This window comes from Streptomyces sp. GQFP (assembly GCF_021545335.1).
Lineage (GTDB): Bacteria > Actinomycetota > Actinomycetes > Streptomycetales > Streptomycetaceae > Streptomyces.
Window position 1 is genome coordinate 7726684 of record NZ_CP089312.1, and the last position, 17811, is coordinate 7744494.

Genomic DNA, 17811 nt, shown 5'->3' on the forward strand with positions numbered 1-17811 from the left:
GTACGCCTTGTAGCGTCACGACTCGCTCACATGCAGTCGTCTGCGACGGCGGTTCGGAACGTCTCCCAGGTGGTGGGGTGGAGATGGAGGGGCGGGGTCGTCCGAGTCTTGGAGTCGCGTATCGCGATGATGGTGGGGATGTTGGTGGCTACCTCGACGCACTCGTCCTTGTCGTCGCTGTAACTGGACTTGCGGAACTGAAAATTGGGCACGGCTCAGAGATCCTTACTGAGGTCCTGGATGAATGAGAGGGATTCTCGTTCGCTTAGGGAGCGGGAGGCGATCAGCTCGAACAACTCGTCGTACGCTGCTGCTGCTTCCCCGCCCTCGACCCATGTCTGCTTGAACGCGGCCTCGGAGTACACGACGTCCATGGCTCCGGGCTCGGCGAAGGAGATGATGTTGAACGAGCCGTTCAGCCCCTGGTGCGTGCCGTGGCTGAAGGGGAACACCTGGAGGGTGACGCTCGGCAGGTCGGCGACCCTCGCCAGGTGGTCGAGTTGCCCACGTGCTGTCTCTGCGTCCCCTGGAAGGTTGCGCAACACGGATTCGTAGAGCACCGCCCGTAGCGCGAGCGGCGGATCGTCGGTGAGCCGTTGCTGCCGTGCGAGTCGTGAAGCGATGAACTGCTCGTCAGGATCCCTGCGGTGAGCCACCGTCGCCGTGTCGGCGGGGGAGTTCCTCAACCCTCGTACGTATGCGGGAGTTTGGAGCAAGCCGGGGATGAACGCGGGTTGCCATGCCCTGATGGTCGTCGCCGCGTTCTCCAGCGCCACGTACTCCTGCATGGTGCCGAGCATCGCGTAGTCGTCCCACCAGCCGCTCGCCTTACGCCGCTCGCGGTCGATCCGCGCCAGCTCCAGCAGCCCTCCGACGGTCCCCGGGTCGTGCACCCCGTACAGCTCGCACAACGCTCGGATGTCCGGGTCGCGCATGGGAACCCAGCCGCCCTCCATCTTCGCGACCTTGGTCGTGGAAGCGGTGAGTGCCTTGCCCGCCTGGGTCTGGTTGAGGCCGGCCGCTGTGCGCAACTTCGTGAGTTCGCCGCCGAGTCGACGTCCCAGGACGGTGGATGTGCTGTAGCCCTGCGTCGGCTGGCGTGTGGTCACGGGTGTGCTCCTCCTGGCCTTGGTGCGCGGTCAGTCTGGCGTGCTGCTGCGGGGCGCCGCAAACTCAATCGGAGGAATTCATCCGAGAGTAACTTGCGAAGCCGGGTGAGCCGCCTCTACCGTCGGTGACGAACTGCTCGCAGAGTGGCGCCAGTTACCCCGCGGCGCAGCTCCCCCTGCCCGAAAGTGAGCGCCATGACCGAGGACCCCCTCCGGCTCCGCTACGACCGCCTCGACTACACCCCCTTCCCCAAGAGCGTCACCCTCGCCCGCCGCCGAGCCCACCGCCTCCTCACCGACTGGGGTCACCCCGAACTCGCCCCCGACACCGCCCTGTTGGTCTCCGAACTCGGCGGCAACGCCGTACTGCACGGATGTCTCCGTGACCGCTTCTTCCGTGTCGAACTCGCCCTCACCAAGCACGCCGTCCGCGTCAGCGTCTCCGACCCGCGAGGTGAATTACTGCCGAGCCCCCGCAACGCCGCCCCCGACGAGATGTTCGGCCGGGGACTTCTCATCGTCGGTGCCCTCTCCGACCGCTGGGGCGTCACCGAGCTGACCGTCGGCAAGCTCGTCTGGTGCGAGCTGGACGTCGTACGCGCCGTACGTCAGTCTGCGAACAAGCAGGAGCCGCGTCCCACGCCAGTCACCGCCCCCTCGCGAAACCGTGGGCGCCCTGCGGCAAGATGGGCCTCATGAGCATCGTAAAGATCAACGTACTCACGGTTCCCGAAGAGCAGCGCGAGACGCTGGAGAAGCGGTTCGCGTCGCGGGCCGGGGCCGTCGAGGGGTCGGACGGGTTCGAGTGGTTCGAGCTGCTTCGGCCCGTCGAGGGCACCGACAGCTACCTGGTGTACACGCGCTGGCGCAGCGAGGAGGACTTCCAGGCCTGGATGGCGGGCCCGATGCAGTCGGCGCACCGCCCGGCGGCCCCCGGCGGGGAGCAGCCCAAGCCCGCTGCCTCCGCATCGACCCTCTGGTCCTTCGACGTGGTCCAGCAGGCCGCCCCCAAGCAGGGCTGAGCCCGCCGTCGCGGCGCGCCGAGCCGCAGTAGCGGTAGTCGTACTCGGCGCGCCCCGGCAACGGCGGTCAGCGCTTGCGCCCCACCCCGCCGTGCTGGCCGATCGCCGGCGCCGTCACCCCCGACGCGCTCGCCTCCGGCCGCCACAGCGGCACCGAGACGACCCCCGGCTCCGCCAGGTCGAGGCCCTCGAAGAACGCCTCGATCTGCTCGACCGGCCGCAGGAAATACGGCACCGCGCCCGTCTCGTTGTAAGCGTCCTGCGCCTGCTCGTAGGCCGGGTCAGTGCCCCGCGAGCCCTCGTTCAGGGACAGATAACTGCCCGCCGGGAGGCCCGACATCAGGTCGCGGACGATTCCGCGGGCCATCTCGTAGTCCCCCACGTGACCCAGGATGCCGCTCAGGATCAGAGCGGTCGGGCGCGAGAAATCGAGCGTCTTGGCCGCCGCCTCCAGGATGCGCTCCGTGTCGTACAGGTCCGCGTCCACGTAGTCCGTCGCGCCCTCGGGGGTCGACGTCAAAAGGGCGCGGGCGTGGGTCAGGACCAGCGGGTCATGGTCCACGTACACGATGCGCGCGTCGGGAGCGACCCCCTGCGCGACCTCGTGCGTGTTGTCCACCGTCGGCAGGCCCGTGCCGACGTCCAGGAACTGGCGGATGCCCGCCTCCCCGGCCAGATGACGGATCGTCCGGCCCAGGAACGCGCGGCTGCTGCGCGCGATCGTGACGATGCCGGGGAACACGGCCGTGTACGCGTCACCGGCCGCCTCGTCCACGGGGTAGTTGTCCTTGCCGCCCAGCCAGTAGTTCCAGATGCGGGCGGAATGCGGTACCGAGGTGTCGATCCTCTGCTCGGCTTCGGACATGGTGGCATCGTCTCCTCGGTCGCAGCGGACGCGTTCGTGCAGGGTTCAACTTAAGGCCCGAGGGCAACGATACGTATCCCCATCCCCATCCCTCTTCACCCAGTCAGCTTGGTCAACCCACCCCGACCGCCGCCGACTCGTAGCCCGTGATGTCGTCGGGCTTCACCAAGCCGTCCTCGATCGCCCGGGCCAGCATGTCCGCCTTCGTCGGTGCGGTCCTGCCGACCTGCGCGTACTTGACTCTCGCCCGACGGATGTACACGTCCACCGTGTGGACCGACACACCCATGCGCCGGGCGACCGAAGCCTTCGACATGGACTGGAACCACCACAGCAGCGCGGTACGTTCCTGCGAGGACAGCCTGGGCCTGCTCGCGCCGCGGTCACCGGCGAGGACGCCCGCGGCCGTCGGCGTGACGTACGGCCTGTCGCCTGCCGCCGCCAGCACCGCGTTCACCAGGTGCGCCCTTCCCTCGTTCTTCGCGACGAACTCGCATGCGCCGGCCTCCAGCGCTTCGAGCACCACCCGCTGCTCGGTGAACTGCGAGAAGGCGATGACCCGTTGGCCCGCCGCGGCCAGTGTGGCGATGTCGCCGATGACGAGGCTGCCGTGCAGATTCAGGTCGAGGATCAGGAGATCCGCGATGCCGGCCTCCACGTCCGCGGTTTCGCCGGTGTGCCCCACCGAGATCCGTGGCTCCTCGGACAGCCAGGTCTGGATGCCTTCGATGACGACAGGGTGGTCGTCGACGATGGCAACTGTCAGGGGGCCGGTCGTACGGGCCATCGGGTTTCCCACCACAACTGATCCTCCTCCTGGTCGTACACAGCGGATACGGTGAGCGGGCCAGGCGATTCCACGAGCGTCTTCGGCGGGGCGTCGGCCACCACACTCACCACCACGTCCTCGGGCGTCGTCACCACGGTCACCCGCGCTCGGGTGACGGCGGTGGCCAGGACCAGCAGGGCGCCTTCGGCCAGTTCTCGGCGGGTGGAGGTCGGCAGGTCGGGCAGGTCGCCGTAGCTCAGCAGGGTCACGCGTACGCCGCGCCGCTCGGCGACATCGGCACAGGCCCGCAGTTCGTGCAGGAGCGGGTGCGGGGTGTCGTCCGTCTCCACGAACAGCCTCCGCAGACGTGCCGCCTCCACGGCTGCGCGATGGCGTACGACGGTGTCGCCCGGGTCGAGTTGACGTTCCGCCAGACCACGCAGCAGCGGTTCCACTCTGCTGCGCAGGTACTCGTAACGGCGCCGGCGCTCGGCGTGCACGGTCTCGTCGGCGGTCGTACGGGCGAGGCGCTCCGCCTGGCCCGAAGCGATCTCGGTGGCTTCCCTCGCACCGTCGTTGAGCTGCCGTGCCAGGTACGCGAAGGTCAACTGGACACCGGCGGTGGTGTAGATCACGGCGAGCAGACGGGCGACCATGACCTGGTCGAGCGCGCCGCCGCCGACCAGGAAGCCAATCGTGACCGCCGTGTTGGCGCCGAGCAGGGCGACCAGTTCCCACAGCGGACGCTGTATCAGAAGCAGTACGCCGAACCAGCCCACGGTGTTCCACGCCCAGCTCACGTCGCTGATCATCCCGCCCGCCGGGTACGTGGCGGTGGCGACGACGCCGGTGGCCAGCGCCGCCCCCGCAAGTAACCGTGCGGTGTGTCCGCTGAGCGCCGAACGCAGCAGCAGGATCGACCCGACCGTCTGGATGACCGCGAGGGCCAGCCAGGAGCCCGCGGCCGCGGACTGTGGCTCGTACTCCCGCCAGCCTCTGAGCATCAGCAGGGTGTCCAGACCCAGGTGCCAGACGCCGACGATCACCACCAGCCCGATATTGACGGCCTTGGCGAAGCGGGTGGCGACCATCCCCTTGGCGACGCCGGCGGTCAGGGTTCCCACCTCAGCACGATCCGGGTGCCGGCGCCGGGGGACGAGTCCGCCTGGGCGCTGCCGCCCACGGCACGCATCCGGCCGTAGACCGATTTCCGCAGGCCGCGCCGGTGGGAGGCGACGGTCATGGGGTCGAACCCGCTTCCGCTGTCACGGACTTCGACGGTGACGCTCTCGCCGGCACGTCGGGCCGTGACCCGGGCAGCGCGGGTGTTCGCGTGCTGGGCCACGTTGGCCAGGGCCTCGGCGACCGCTTGCGAGAGGGCCACCACGACCTCGTGGGGCAGGTCCAGCGGCGGCACGTCGAACTCGACGTCCAGTGGCGGGAGTCCGACGCGGCGCGTCAGTACGACGGTGCGCAGTGCGACATCCAGCGGTGCCGGGTCGTGCGCCACATCGCGTGCCACGCCGGGGTGCGCCCGTAGGTCTTCGATGACGGCCAGGTCGGCCGCGGCCCGTTCCGGCAGCGCGGCGGAGTCACGGGTGATGCTGCCGGTGCCCACCATGGTGAGCGTGGCGAGCACGGTGTCGTGCAGCAGCCGCTGCTGGTCCAGTTCGTCGGAGCGGGCGGCGGACCGGGCCCGCGCCGACGCGCGTGCCGACGCCTCCTCGGACAGCGCGAGGTCCGCCCTGCGCGCTCCGTGTCGCAGCAGGACCACGACGGAGGCGGCGAGTAGTCCCTGGAGCACCATGATCAGGGGGGCGTCCCGGATGCCGGGGACGCCCACCGCGTAAGCCACCGTGATGGCGATCGCCGCCGCCGTCGCCAGGGGCTGCCGTAGACCGAACTGTGCGATGAAGATGCCGCTGCCGGCGACCATGTCGATCCATCCGCTGCCCGCGCTCGCTCCCAGGACCTCGGCCGGGACGAGGTTGCCGTGCGCGAGGCAGAGCGCCACCACGACGGCGGTGTCAACGGCGCAGAGCCAGGGGTGAGGGTCCGGCCTGAACATCAGAACGATGAACAGGCCGCTCCACAGAAGCAGTCCGACGACCGCGACGGCCACCCACGCAGCGCGGGCGGGCGGTGCGAAACCGACCACGGCGACCACGCTCGCCCCGACGGCACTGGCTGCTCTCAGGACAGCGGACAGGCGTGCGGACTTGCGCCGAAGCTGGAGTTGGGCGGGCCCGGGCGCCGACACACTTCCTCCACCAAAGGAATTCCTGCCTCCCCCAAGAGAAGTGAGGAAATCGACCCCATCCCTCACCATGCTTCCCCCGCACGTCGATGAAGACTCGCTTCCCAGCTTAGATCAACACGAGCGGGACCGACAGGGGCATGTACGACATCTCGCCGCTGCCGGCACGCGGCCATGGAGCCTGCCTCCAGGCAAAGACGCAGATGAGCGCGGGGGTGGCGGCGCTGTCACGCGATCGCGTGACATGCCCTTTTTCGGTCCGCCATGTAATTTTTGGACCGGGCCGCCCGAAAGCGAACAAAGCGAAAGGGCGCCGCGTGATCAGCCCGAAGAACCCGAAGAATTCGCGACCTGTCGGCAGAAGAGGACTACCGACCGCCCTTTCCCGGGCTCGGAATTCCGAAAGCCGACGGGTGCCGTACCGAAGATTTCCGTGGCTCATGGCCGCGGGGGCCCCACCCCAACAGATCATCGAGGAGACACCCGTGAGGAAACTGCCCGGCGTCCTGACATCGACCCTGCTCACCGTCGGACTGGCCGCGAGCTTCACCCCGCTGCTGGCCTCGCCCGCCGCCGCCGCCAGCATGCACGGCTGCTCGTACCCGCGAGTGTGTGTGTACGGGGGCTCCTACTCCAACGGCAGCATCATCGGCTGGTTCCAGGACATCGGCTACCAGAACATGCCGAGCTCGATACAGAACGATCCGGACGCGGTCGCCAACACCCGTAACGACTCTGTCTGGCTGCTCGACACGGGCGCCTCCCCGGATGCGTACATCTGCATCCCGGCGAACACCGCCGTCAACCTCGGCAACTACGCCCACCCCGTCAGCGCCCGCGGCACCTGGGCGAACGACGTCGACACGATCGTTATCTGGGGTACCTCCGACGACGGGAAGTGCAGCGGCACCAACCAGGTGCAGCAGGGCCGCGTCGAGAACGGCTGGCGTCCCTGACACACACGAGGCCGGCCCCGGGCGCTTCAGGCCCGGGGCCGGCCGTTCGCGTGGCCCGCCGGCCCGCTAGCCCACCGACACCGCACTCCAGGCCGCGCCCACCGCCGCGTACTCCGTGCTGCTCGCCCCGTACAGATCCCGCGCCGCGTTCAGCGTCGCCGTGCGGGCGCCCGCGTAGTTCGTCGAGGACGTCATGTACGTCGTCAGCGCCTTGTACCAGATCGCGCCCAGCTTGGCCCGGCCGATGCCCGCGACCGAACTGCCGTTGCATGTAGGGGAGTTGTAGCTGACGCCGTTCAGTGTCTTCGCGCCGCTGCCCTCCGCCAGCAGGTACGCGAAGTGGTTCGCGACGCCCGAGGAGTAGTGGACGTCGAGGTTCCCGACGCTCGAACTCCAGCAGTTGACCGAGTTCCCGTCCTTCGACGGCTCGTCCATGTACCGAAGGGCCGAGCGGCCGAAGCCCGACTTCACGATCTTCTCGCCGATCAAGTAGTCCCCGAGATCGGTGGAGTTGGCCGCGTTGAACTCCACCAGCGTGCCGAAGATGTCCGACGTCGCCTCGTTCAGGCCGCCCGGCTCGCCCGAGTACGTCAGGTCCGCCGTCGCCGAGGTCACGCCGTGCGTCATCTCGTGTCCGGCCACGTCCAGCGAGACCAGCGGACCGAACGTCGTACCGTCACCGTCGCCGTACGTCATGCAGAAGCAAGTGTCGTCCCAGAACGCGTTGTTGTAGCTGCTGCCGTAGTGCACACGGTTGAACGAGCCGACCCCGTCGCCCTTGATGCCGCTGCGCCCGAACGTGTCCTTGTAGTAGTCCCACGTCTCGTCGGTGCCGTACTGCGCGTCCACCGCCGCCGAGGCCCGGTCCGCCGTCGTCCCCGTGCCCCAGTGGTTGTCCGTGTCCGTGAAGAGCGTCGCGGGCGCGCGGATGATGCAGATCCCGAGAATGCACAGGTCGGTGCCGTTCTCGGCGTCGCCCGTGTACGTGTTGCCGCGTGTCGCGTCCTTCAGCTGGTACGTCGATCCGGACACCGTCGTCTCCAGCGGGACCGTGCCGCCGTACAGGGACTGACCGTCGCCCGTCGCCGTCTCGATGCTGTCCCAGGCGTTGATCTCGGCACCGGTGGTCGCGTCGGTCACCACGGTCCGGGCGACCGGGTTGCCGGCCGAGTCCTGCGCCACCGCGTTCGTCCGCCAGGCGAGCTTCGGTGCGCCGTGCAGGGCGTCAACCACCAGCTCCTGCTTGGTCGTTATCTTCTTCAGCAGCTCGCCCACGTTCACCGCGCGCAGCGCCGCCGTCGCCAGGTCCGCCGCCCTCGGGGCCGACACCGCCGGGCGGATCGTGGACAGGGATATCGGGCGGGTCGTCGCGCGGCTCGCGCCGCGGTACGTGCCCTCGGGGGTCAGATGGATGACGAAGTCGCCGCCCAGGACCGGGAGCTGACGGTACGTCCGGTCGTAACGGACGTGCTGGCTGCCGTCCTTGTCGACGATGACGTCCCGAACTGCCGTGCCCTGTACGGAAGTCAGGCCCAGGTGAGCGGCCTGGTCCACGAGTGCGGCGACCGCGTTCCTGATCGCGGTGTCCCGGGTCGGTCTGTCGGCCGCACCGGCGGTGGTGGGGGAGAGTGCGGCGGCCAGGAGGGCGGCGGTGGTGGCGGCCACGCCGGCCGCGGCGAGACGGGAGGTCATCGGTCTCCTTGGGTGGGGGGAGGGGGACGAAGGCGGCGGTGATCGCTCAGGTTTAAGCGGCCATGACATGCCGTGTCCAGACCGCGTACGCCTTCACCTCGACTTATGGCGAGAATCGTTTCCCCATCCACACGAACGCCGTCCCCGCCGACCCCGCCTCACGAATGAGAGAACGACCGGTGAGACTCCCCTTCTTCGTCTACGGCACCCTCCGGCCCGGCGAGCACAACCACGACCACTTCCTGCGCGGCCGTACGCAGTCGGAGCGTCCGGGACGGCTGGCGGACGCGGCGCTGTACGACGGGCCCGGTTACCCGTACGCCGTGCCGGAATCCGGCGGGGTCGTGCACGGGGAAGTGGTCGCCGCGCTGCCGGAGGCGTACGACGAACTGCTCGCCGTACTCGACGAGTTGGAGGAGTGCGTGCCGGGCGACCCGCGCAGCCTGTACGAGCGGGTGGCGCGCCCGGTGACACTCGACGCCGACGGCACCGTCGTACGCGCCTGGGTGTACGTCGCCGCACCCGCCGTGGCCGTCAGGCTGCGGGCGCACGGCAGACGCATCGAGGGCGGGGACTGGCACGCCTGCCGCTGAAGCCGAAGGGCAGCAGGCAACGGGGCTGGTCCGTGTGGGCGACCGCCCTGTGCGCCAGCCCGGCCCACGCACCGGCCCACACCTACCCTCCGCCCATGAACGACAGTGACATCACCGGCAGTGACATCACCAGCAGGACCGACCTCAGCCGACGCCGTGCCCTCGCGATCACCGGCGTGACCGCCGGGGCGGGACTGGGCCTCGCGCTCACCTCGTGCTCCTCGGACTCCGACACGGACACCTCCACGGCGGCCGCCTCCCCGACGTCCTCCGCGTCCGCGGCCGTCGCCCCGGGCGACGTCTGCGTGCTCAACTCCAGTGTCACGGAGGGGCCTTATTACCTCGAGGACCAGCTCTTCCGGAAGGACATCACGGAGGGCAAGAAGGGCGTACCGCTCACGGTGCAGCTGACGGTCCGTGACCAGACCGAGGACTGTGGCCCGGTGGTGGGCGCGGCCGTCGAGATCTGGCACTGCGACGCCTGGGGCTACTACTCCGGGTACACCACCACCAGCCCGGGCGGCACCTCCGTGCCCTCCGAGAGCGAGGACACCAGCGGCGCGAACGACAAGACCTTCCTGCGCGGCTTCCAGACCACGAACGCCGACGGGATCGTCGAGTTCACGACGATCTACCCCGGCTGGTACACCCCGCGCACCACACACATCCATGTCAAGGTGCACACCGGCGGCAAGAAGGCCGACAACACCTACGAGGGCGGCAAGGTCAACTGGACCGGCCAGCTCTTCTTCGAGGACAAGTACGGCGACGAGGTCTACAAGGTCACGCCGTACAGCCAACACGTCGGTACCTTCACCAAGTTGGACGACGACATGGTGTACGGCGGGGGCGGCGCCAAGGACGGTCTGATGACCGTCACCGGCGACATCTCGAAGGGCTTCACCGGCACTCTCACCGTCGGCATCGACCCCGACAAGGAGAACACCGGCGCGGGCACGGGCGGCGGAGGCAGCCGGCCGCCGAGTGGCATGCCGCCCAGCGGGTCGCCCAGCTGAGCCGAGCGTCAAGTGCCTTACCGGTAACGCCATCTATGGGCCCCCTGGCGGGGGCCCTGTCAATATTGTCTTGTTGTCACATTCCTCACAAGAGGCAATATGGGCTCAGAGTATTAGCTTTCAAATTATGCGGAAATGATTGAGCCATGAGTGACCGGAAAGCATCTCCCCACGCCGGTTTCCGACCACCCCTACTAAGCGCCAAGCTTCAACTACCCCCACTTTCCGACCTGTTGAGCCTTGTCCGAGCCCCGGCCGCGCTGAGTGTCCCCGGTGACATCCTTGCGGGCGCGACTGCGGCGGGCCGTCCCCTCGGCCCCCGGACGGCGGGCGCGATGGCCTCCTCCGTCTGTCTCTACTGGGCCGGTATGGCCCTCAACGACTACGCCGACGCCGCCGTCGACTCGGTCGAGCGGCCCGAACGCCCGGTGCCCTCCGGCCGGGTGCCGCGCCGGACCGCACTGACCGTCGCCACCGGCCTGACCGGCGCCGGCCTCGGCCTCGCCGCGGTGTCGGGCGGGCGGCGCGGACTCGCCGTCGCCCTGCCGCTGACAGCGCTGATATGGGCGTACGACCTGAAACTGAAGTCGACTCCGGCCGGTCCGGCGGCGATGGCGGGCGCACGCGCGCTCGACGTACTGGCGGGCGCGGTGGCGGGCGGCGGCACCCCCCCGACGCACGGGTCCCGTGGACGTGGCACGGGCGGCGCGCTCGCTCGCGGCGCCGTCCCCGCCCTCCTCACCGGGGTGCACACCTACACGATCACCGCCCTCAGCCGCCATGAGATCTCCGGTGCGCCGACGCGGCTGCCCGCCACGACACTGGCCGTTTCGTCGGCCACGGCACTGTCGACGGTGCTGCCCTCCGTGCTCCCGGCGGTGCTGCCGCCCCGGCATGCGCTGCCCCGCGAGGCGGTCGCCCGAACGGCCGTAGCCTCCGCCGGAGTTCTGGCCTACCTGGGGACGTACGGCAGGGCCCAGGCGCAGGCCGTACGCGATCCACGCGCGAGTTCCGTACGGCGGGCCGTGGGGGCGGGCATCCTCGCCATGGTCCCCCTGCAGGCGGCGCTCACGGCGCGCGCCGGAGCGCCCGTTGCCGCCGCACTCCTGGGCGCCGTGCACCCGGTGGCGCAGCGCCTGGCGAGACGGGTGTCCCCGACATGAGCCGTGCGAGAAGTGCGGGCCATGTGCGGCAGGTTGTTCATCCGGGCGGCATGAAGGGCGGGTCATGGGCCTGAGATTCGGCTACGGCACCAACGGCTTCACCCACCACCGTCTCTCCGACGTCCTCGGCATCCTCGCCGACCTGGGCTACGACGGCGTCGCCCTCACCCTCGACCACAACCACCTCGACCCGTACGCCGACGACCTGAACCGTCAAGTCGCCCGAGTGCGAAGGTGGTTGGCGCGGCTCGGGCTGACCGTCACCGTCGAGACGGGGGCTCCCTACTTCCTCGACCCCTGGGGCAAGCACCAGCCGACGCTGATGTCCGGTGTACCGGACCGCCGGGTCGACCTGGTGCGGAGAGCCATCGGCATCGCCGCCGAACTGGGCTCGCCCACCGTCCAGTTGTGCAGCGGACCGGCCCCGGACGACATTCCGGAGCCGGAGGCCTGGCGGCGGCTGACCGCGGGTGTCGGGGCGGCACTGGAGACGGCGGAGGCGTACGGGGTCGCGCTGGCCTTCGAACCCGAGCCGCACATGTTCGTCGACACCGTCGCGAAGTGTCTGCGACTGCGCGAACTGACCGGCGGACACGAGCTGTTGGGTGTCACGCTGGACATCGGACACGCGCACTGCGTGGAGGAGCCGCCGCTGCTCGACTGCGTCGACCTGGCCGCGCCGCACCTGCTGAACGTCCAGATCGAGGACATGGTCCGCGGTGTCCACCGGCATGTGGAGTTCGGCGTGGGAGAGATCGACTTTCCGCCGGTACTGGCGGCGCTGACCGATCTGGGACACCGTGGCCTGGTGTCCGTCGAAATCCAGGGCGGCGCCCTGGACGCCCCCGACATCGCCCGCGACTCCCTGGAGTTCCTGCGCCGGGCCGAGGTCCGGAGCCTGCTCGCCTCCTGAGCGGCCACCCTTTCGCAATTCTCGCACGAGCATTTTGCGATCACTTTCTCTGATATTCCCCTGCCCCCTTTTTTTCTCCTCTTCTCCAACTCCCTTTCTGGAACCCCTTCATGCCCTTTTCCGGCTCTGTCCCCATTCCCCTCACTCCCGAAGCCCGCGCCTGGCTCGACACCGCCCTGGCCGAAATCGCCGCCGCCCCCACCATCATCAGCACCCTCTTCCCCGCCGTCCGCCGCCACTGCGGACGCGCCCCGCTGCCCGACGGCGGGACCGTCGACGAAGCCGTCCGTGCCCTGCTCCTGACCGCGCTGCCCCTGCGTGACCAGGCCCTCGTCGACGAGGTGGCAGCGCTGCACCGCTACGGCGACCCCGCCGAACAGCGGGCCGTCCTACGGGCGTTGCCACAGATCGACCGGGACGGCACCGGCCGGTTCCTGGACCTCGTACGGCAGACCCTGCGCGGCAACGACAACACGCTGATCGAGGCCGCCCTTGGCCCGTACGCGGCAGCCCACCTCCCGGCGGACGAGTACCGTCAGGCCGTCCTGAAGTGCGTCTTCTGCGAGATCCCGCTCGCCCGCGTGGCCGGACTCGACGTCCGCGCGGACGCCCAACTCGCCCGTATGCTCGGCGACTTCGCGCGCGAGCGGACGGCGGCCGGACGCCCCGTACCCGTGGACATCGCCCCTCTCGTGCACCGAGTGCGCCCCTTCACCACCACCCCCGGAGCCGTGTGACCATGCGCATCTTCGACCCCCACATCCACATGTCCTCCCGCACCACCGACGACTACGAGGCGATGTACGCGTCCGGCGTACGGGCCGTCGTCGAGCCCGCCTTCTGGCTCGGCCAGCCCCGTACCTCGCCCGACACCTTCTACGACTACTTCGACTCGCTGCTCGGCTGGGAGCCGTACCGGGCGGCCCAGTTCGGCATCCAGCACTTCTGCACGATCGCCCTCAACCCGAAGGAGGCGAACGACCCGCGCTGCCTCCCCGTCCTCGACGAACTTCCCCGCTACCTCGCCAAGGACCGGGTCGTCGCCGTCGGTGAGATCGGCTACGACTCGATGACCAGGGAGGAGGACGAGGTCCTCGCCCGGCAGCTCCAACTCGCCGTCGAACACGGCCTGCCCGCCCTCGTCCACACCCCGCACCGCGACAAGGCGGCCGGAACCAGACGGACCCTGGACGTCGTACGGGAGTCGGGCATCGCCCCCGAACTCGTCGTCCTGGACCACCTGAACGAGCTGACGGTCGGCATGGTCCTCGACAGCGGCTGCTGGGCCGGCTTCTCCGTCTACCCGAGGACGAAGATGAGCGAGGACCGTATGGTCCGCATCCTCCAGGAACACGGCCTCGACCGCGTTCTCATCAACTCGGCGGCGGACTGGGGCAGTTCGGACACCCTGAAGACCCGCAAGACCGGCGACGCGATGCTCGACGACGGCTTCACGGACGACGACGTCGACCGCGTCCTGTGGCGCAACCCGGTCGCCTTCTACGGCCAGAGCGGACGCCTCGACCTGGACGAGCCGAAGCCGGACGACACCTCGTCGTTCGAGGGCAACTCCATCCGGCGCGGGGGAGAGTGAGCCGGTCGTGCGCTTCCTCCACCCCGACGGCACCCCCGTCCACCTCGCGTACTGCAGCAACGTCCACCAGGCCGAGGACCTCGCCGGGATCATCGCCCAACTCGGCGCCCACGCCGAACCCGTACGGCAACGGCTCGGCGTCGGCCGGCTCGGCATCGGCCTCTGGCTGGCCCGTACCGCTGTCACCGAACTCGCTGCCGACGAGCGGGCGTTGACGATCCTCAAGGCCGAACTCGCGGCGCGCGGCCTGGAGACCGTCACCCTCAACGCCTTCCCGTACGAGGGGTTCCACCGCGAGGTCGTCAAAAAGGACGTGTACCTCCCTGACTGGGCCGACCCGGCCCGCCTCGCCTACACCCTCGACTGCGCCCGCGTCCTCGCCGCCCTCCTCCCCGACGACGCCCGACGCGGCAGCGTCTCCACCCTCCCGCTCGCCTGGCGCACCCCATGGCCGGACGAACGTGCGGACACGGCCCGCCGCGCACTGGTCCAACTCGCCTCAGGGCTGGCGGAGTTGGAATCGGAAACCGGCCGCCGTATCCGCGTCGGCTTCGAACCGGAGCCAGGGTGCGTCGTGGAGACCACCACCCAGGCGGTACGGGAGTTCGCCGACGTCGACCGCGACTATCTCGGCGTCTGCCTGGACGCCTGCCATCTCGCCGTTCAGTTCGAGGAACCCGGGGACGCCCTCGGGCGGCTCGCCGACGCCGGACTGCCGGTCGTCAAGCTCCAGGCATCCTGCGCGGTCGAGGCCCCCGACCCGACCGATCCGCGCGCCCACGCCGCCCTGCGTGACCTGGCCGAACGACGGTTCCTCCACCAGACCCGAACCGTCGCCGAGGGCGCGGTGGTCGGTGTCGACGACCTGCCGGACGCCCTGGACGGCGGCGGACTTCCGGCGACCGGCGCCGACAGCCCCTGGCGCACCCACTTCCACGCCCCTCTGCACGCCGAGCCCGAACCGCCCCTGCGGACGACCACCGGCGCGCTCACCGGCGTCCTCGCCGGACTCCTCGGCGGCCCGACGGCCACCTGCGACCACATCGAGGTCGAGACCTACACCTGGTCCGTCCTGCCCCGCCCGCCCGCCGACCTCGCCGCCGGAATCGCCGCCGAACTCGCCTGGGCCCGCGACCGGTTGACCGGTCTCGGCCTCAAAGAGGACCACTCATGACCAAAACCCCGGACACCAGCCGAAACGCCAGCCGAAACGCCAACCGAAACGCCAACCGACTCGTCGTCCTGGACATCGTCGGCCTCACTCCCGCCCTTCTGCGCCACATGCCCGCCGTCGCCGCCCTCGGCGACCGAGGCTTCAAAGCCCCCCTCGGCACCACGCTCCCCGCCGTCACCTGCACCGCCCAGTCCACCTTCCTCACCGGCGAACTCCCCTCCACCCACGGCGCGGTGGCCAACGGCTGGTACTTCCGCGACCTTGGGGAGGTACTCCTCTGGCGGCAGCACAACGCCCTCGTCGGCGGCGAGAAGATCTGGGACGCGGCCCGGAAGCAGGCACCCGGCTACACGGTCGCCAACATCTGCTGGTGGTACGCCATGGGCGCCGACGTCGACTGGACGGTGACCCCGCGCCCGGTCTACTACTCCGACGGCCGCAAGGAACCCGACTGTTACACCTGGCCGCCCTCCCTGCACGACGAACTCACCGAACGCCTGGGCCCGTTCCCCCTGTTCACCTACTGGGGCCCGAACGCCGGTATGCCCTCCACCCAGTGGATTCTGGGCGCCGCCCGCCAGATCTTCGACGAGCACGACCCCGACCTGACCCTTGTCTACATCCCGCAGATGGACTACGAACCCCAGCGCTCCGGCCCGCAGTCCGAGGCGTCCGTCCGTGCCGCCCGCCAACTCGACGACGCCCTGCGTCCGTTGATCGACCACTTCCTCACCGCCGGCGCCACGGTGGTCGCGCTCAGCGAGTACGGCATCACCCCCGTCTCCCGCCCCGTCGACCTCAACCGCGCCCTGCGCCGCGCCGGGCTGCTGGAGGTCCACACCCAGGACGGCATGGAGTACCTCGACCCCTGGACCTCCCGTGCCTTCGCCGTCGCCGACCACCAGGTGGCGCACGTGTACGTACGGGACCCGGAGGACGTACGGGAGGTCGCGAAGATCCTCGGTGAACTCGACGGTGTGGAGCAGGTGCTGGGCGCGGCCGGCAAGGCGGCCCAGGGCCTGGACCACGAACGCTCGGGAGAGCTGGTCGTCGTGGCGGACGCCGACGCCTGGTTCACGTACTACTACTGGCTGGACGACGACCGCGCCCCCGACTTCGCCCGCCAGGTCGAGATCCACCGCAAGCCCGGCTACGACCCCGCCGAACTGCTGTGGGACGACACCGTCCCGGCGGTGAAACTGCGCGCGATCAGCCAAGTGGCCCGTAAGAAGCTGGGGTTCCGCTACCGCATGCAGACGGTCCCGCTCGACCCGGCGGGCGTCCGCGGCAGCCACGGGCGCCTCCCGGCCGACCCCGACCACGGCCCCGTACTCCTGTGTTCCGAACCGGCCGCCGCGCAGCCGGAGTTGGCGGCTACGGACGTAAAGCCGCTGTTGCTGCGGCTGGCGGGACTCGCGGCGGACCGCATGGCCGCCGAGGAGCGGGCATGACGACCTCCCCGGCGCTGCCCCTGCCCCGCACCCTCCTCAACCCCGCCCCCGAATACGCCCGTTGGCGCGCCGAGGAGCCGGCGCAGCCGCTGCGGCGGGTCACCCTGCCCGACGGCAGCATCCCCTGGCTCGTCACCCGGCACGAGGACGCCCGGGCCGTGCTCGCCGACCCCCGGTTCAGCGCGGACGCGAGCCGTCCGGGGTTTCCCGGCCGCCGAAAGTACACCCAGCTGCCCCGGCCCGGCCTCTTCCACCTGATGGACCCGCCCGACCACACCCGGCTGCGCCGCATGCTGATCCCCGAGTTCTCCTTCCGCCGGATGGAGGCGCTGCGCGGCCGGCTCCAGCGGATCTGCGACGGCCTGATCGACGCCATGGTCGGGGCCGCGCCGGCCGGCGGCGTGGCCGAGGCTGACCTCGTAGCGGCGTACGCCCTGCCGCTGCCCACCCTCGCCATCTGCGAACTGCTCGGCGTGCCCGACCAGGACCGTGCCTTCTACCTGGCGAAATACGAGGTCGTGATCGATCTCACGGCCGCCCCCGACGAGGTGACGGCCGCCCGTGCCGCCGTCTACGCCAACCTCCGTGCGCTGCTCTCCCGCCGGGTCCATGAGCCCGCCGACGACCTGGTCTCCCGGTTGGCCACGGACCGGATCGCCACCGGCGAGGTCACCCTCGACGAGGCCACCGGCATGGTCTCGCTGCTGCTCGCGGCCGGCCACGAGACGACCGCCAACCTGATCGCGCTGTCGGTGGCCGCCCTGCTGAGACACCCCGCCCAACTGGCGGCCCTGCACGCCGACGCGGACGGGACCGCCTGGCCGGACGCTGTCGAGGAACTCCTGCGCCACCTGACCGAGGTCCGCCCCGGCCTGTGCCGGATCGCGACGGAGGACGTCCAGGTGGCCGGGGTCCTCGTGCGCGCGGGCGAGGGAGTGGTCGTCGCCGTGCACGCGGCCAACCGCGACCCGGCGGCCTTCCCCGCCCGCCCGCCCGAGGACGCGGACGACCTCGACGTCACCCGTGACGCCGGCCGGCATCTCGCCTTCGGGCACGGCCCGCACCAGTGCATCGGCCAGTCCCTGGCCCGCGCAGAGCTGGAGACCGCCCTGCCCACCCTCTTCCGCAGGCTGCCCGGCCTGCGGGCGACCGTTCCACCCGAGGGCCTCGCCCTCTCCACGAGCGCCATCCACGGCGTCCGTACCCTCCCCGTCACCTGGTGAAGGAGACCCCCCGC

The 17811-nt window shown here is 70.1% G+C and carries 19 protein-coding genes; 12 read left to right on the forward strand and 7 right to left on the reverse strand.

Going from position 1 to position 17811, the window contains the following annotated elements; all coding sequences use genetic code 11:
• Positions 1 to 26 precede the first annotated feature (26 nt).
• Positions 27 to 212, reverse strand: a complete 186-nt coding sequence (locus LUX31_RS34930) for a DUF397 domain-containing protein (protein ID WP_235479300.1) — start codon at positions 210 to 212, stop codon at positions 27 to 29.
• Positions 213 to 215: 3 nt separating this feature from the next.
• A complete protein-coding gene (locus tag LUX31_RS34935; protein WP_235479301.1) occupies positions 216 to 1109 on the reverse strand; it encodes a helix-turn-helix domain-containing protein in 894 nt (297 codons plus the stop codon).
• A 195-nt stretch (positions 1110 to 1304) separates the two neighbouring features.
• Here LUX31_RS34935 and LUX31_RS34940 point away from each other — a divergent pair, with 195 nt between their 5' ends.
• Positions 1305 to 1808, forward strand: coding sequence for an ATP-binding protein (locus tag LUX31_RS34940; RefSeq protein WP_235479302.1), 504 nt, complete (start codon positions 1305 to 1307; stop codon positions 1806 to 1808).
• A complete protein-coding gene (locus tag LUX31_RS34945) occupies positions 1805 to 2131 on the forward strand; it encodes an antibiotic biosynthesis monooxygenase family protein (protein WP_235479303.1) in 327 nt (108 codons plus the stop codon). The genes LUX31_RS34940 and LUX31_RS34945 overlap by 4 nt, the downstream gene beginning before the upstream one ends.
• Positions 2132 to 2198: 67 nt before the next feature.
• Here the strand turns inward: LUX31_RS34945 and LUX31_RS34950 are convergent, their stop codons facing one another.
• The 4 genes from LUX31_RS34950 to LUX31_RS34965 all read right to left on the reverse strand — a co-directional run bounded on the left by LUX31_RS34950 (position 2199) and on the right by LUX31_RS34965 (position 6025).
• Complete coding sequence (locus LUX31_RS34950) at positions 2199 to 2996, reverse strand: SAM-dependent methyltransferase (protein WP_235479304.1); 798 nt, start codon at positions 2994 to 2996, stop codon at positions 2199 to 2201.
• A gap of 112 nt (positions 2997 to 3108) precedes the next feature.
• Entirely contained in the window at positions 3109 to 3795 is a 687-nt protein-coding gene (locus LUX31_RS34955) for a response regulator transcription factor (RefSeq protein ID WP_235479305.1), read from the reverse strand.
• Positions 3759 to 4889, reverse strand: coding sequence for a hypothetical protein (locus LUX31_RS34960; RefSeq protein WP_235479306.1), 1131 nt, complete (start codon positions 4887 to 4889; stop codon positions 3759 to 3761). The genes LUX31_RS34955 and LUX31_RS34960 overlap by 37 nt, the downstream gene beginning before the upstream one ends.
• Complete coding sequence (locus tag LUX31_RS34965; RefSeq protein WP_235479307.1) at positions 4877 to 6025, reverse strand: sensor histidine kinase; 1149 nt, start codon at positions 6023 to 6025, stop codon at positions 4877 to 4879. Before LUX31_RS34965 ends, LUX31_RS34960 begins: the two co-directional genes overlap by 13 nt.
• Positions 6026 to 6507: 482 nt before the next feature.
• Between LUX31_RS34965 and LUX31_RS34970 the strand changes: the two genes are divergently transcribed.
• A complete protein-coding gene (locus tag LUX31_RS34970; protein ID WP_235479308.1) occupies positions 6508 to 6978 on the forward strand; it encodes a hypothetical protein in 471 nt (156 codons plus the stop codon).
• Positions 6979 to 7044: 66 nt separating this feature from the next.
• Here LUX31_RS34970 and LUX31_RS34975 read toward each other — a convergent pair whose 3' ends face one another.
• A complete protein-coding gene (locus LUX31_RS34975; protein ID WP_235479309.1) occupies positions 7045 to 8670 on the reverse strand; it encodes a M4 family metallopeptidase in 1626 nt (541 codons plus the stop codon).
• 179 nt (positions 8671 to 8849) lie between these two features.
• On the opposite strand from LUX31_RS34975, the gene LUX31_RS34980 reads away from it, so the two are divergent.
• The 9 genes from LUX31_RS34980 (at position 8850) to LUX31_RS35020 (ending at position 17797) form a co-directional block, all read left to right on the forward strand.
• On the forward strand, positions 8850 to 9263 hold the full coding sequence (locus LUX31_RS34980) for a gamma-glutamylcyclotransferase family protein (RefSeq protein ID WP_235479310.1): 414 nt from the start codon (positions 8850 to 8852) through the stop codon (positions 9261 to 9263).
• Positions 9264 to 9358: 95 nt separating this feature from the next.
• On the forward strand, positions 9359 to 10279 hold the full coding sequence (locus tag LUX31_RS34985) for an intradiol ring-cleavage dioxygenase (RefSeq protein WP_235479311.1): 921 nt from the start codon (positions 9359 to 9361) through the stop codon (positions 10277 to 10279).
• A 233-nt stretch (positions 10280 to 10512) separates the two neighbouring features.
• Complete coding sequence (locus LUX31_RS34990) at positions 10513 to 11442, forward strand: SCO3242 family prenyltransferase (protein ID WP_235479312.1); 930 nt, start codon at positions 10513 to 10515, stop codon at positions 11440 to 11442.
• Between the two features lie 64 nt (positions 11443 to 11506).
• Positions 11507 to 12355 (forward strand): sugar phosphate isomerase/epimerase family protein, encoded by an 849-nt coding sequence (locus LUX31_RS34995; RefSeq protein ID WP_235479313.1) that lies wholly within the window; start codon positions 11507 to 11509, stop codon positions 12353 to 12355.
• Positions 12356 to 12465: 110 nt separating this feature from the next.
• Positions 12466 to 13092, forward strand: a complete 627-nt coding sequence (locus LUX31_RS35000; protein WP_235479314.1) for an EboA domain-containing protein — start codon at positions 12466 to 12468, stop codon at positions 13090 to 13092.
• Positions 13093 to 13094: 2 nt separating this feature from the next.
• Positions 13095 to 13949 (forward strand): TatD family hydrolase, encoded by an 855-nt coding sequence (locus LUX31_RS35005; RefSeq protein WP_235479315.1) that lies wholly within the window; start codon positions 13095 to 13097, stop codon positions 13947 to 13949.
• A 7-nt stretch (positions 13950 to 13956) separates the two neighbouring features.
• Positions 13957 to 15123, forward strand: coding sequence for a metabolite traffic protein EboE (gene eboE, locus LUX31_RS35010; RefSeq protein ID WP_235479316.1), 1167 nt, complete (start codon positions 13957 to 13959; stop codon positions 15121 to 15123).
• A 107-nt stretch (positions 15124 to 15230) separates the two neighbouring features.
• Positions 15231 to 16574: a nucleotide pyrophosphatase/phosphodiesterase family protein gene (locus LUX31_RS35015; protein ID WP_443046090.1), complete on the forward strand. Its 1344-nt coding sequence runs from the start codon at positions 15231 to 15233 to the stop codon at positions 16572 to 16574.
• Positions 16571 to 17797, forward strand: a complete 1227-nt coding sequence (locus tag LUX31_RS35020) for a cytochrome P450 (RefSeq protein ID WP_235479318.1) — start codon at positions 16571 to 16573, stop codon at positions 17795 to 17797. Before LUX31_RS35015 ends, LUX31_RS35020 begins: the two co-directional genes overlap by 4 nt.
• Positions 17798 to 17811 lie beyond the last annotated feature (14 nt).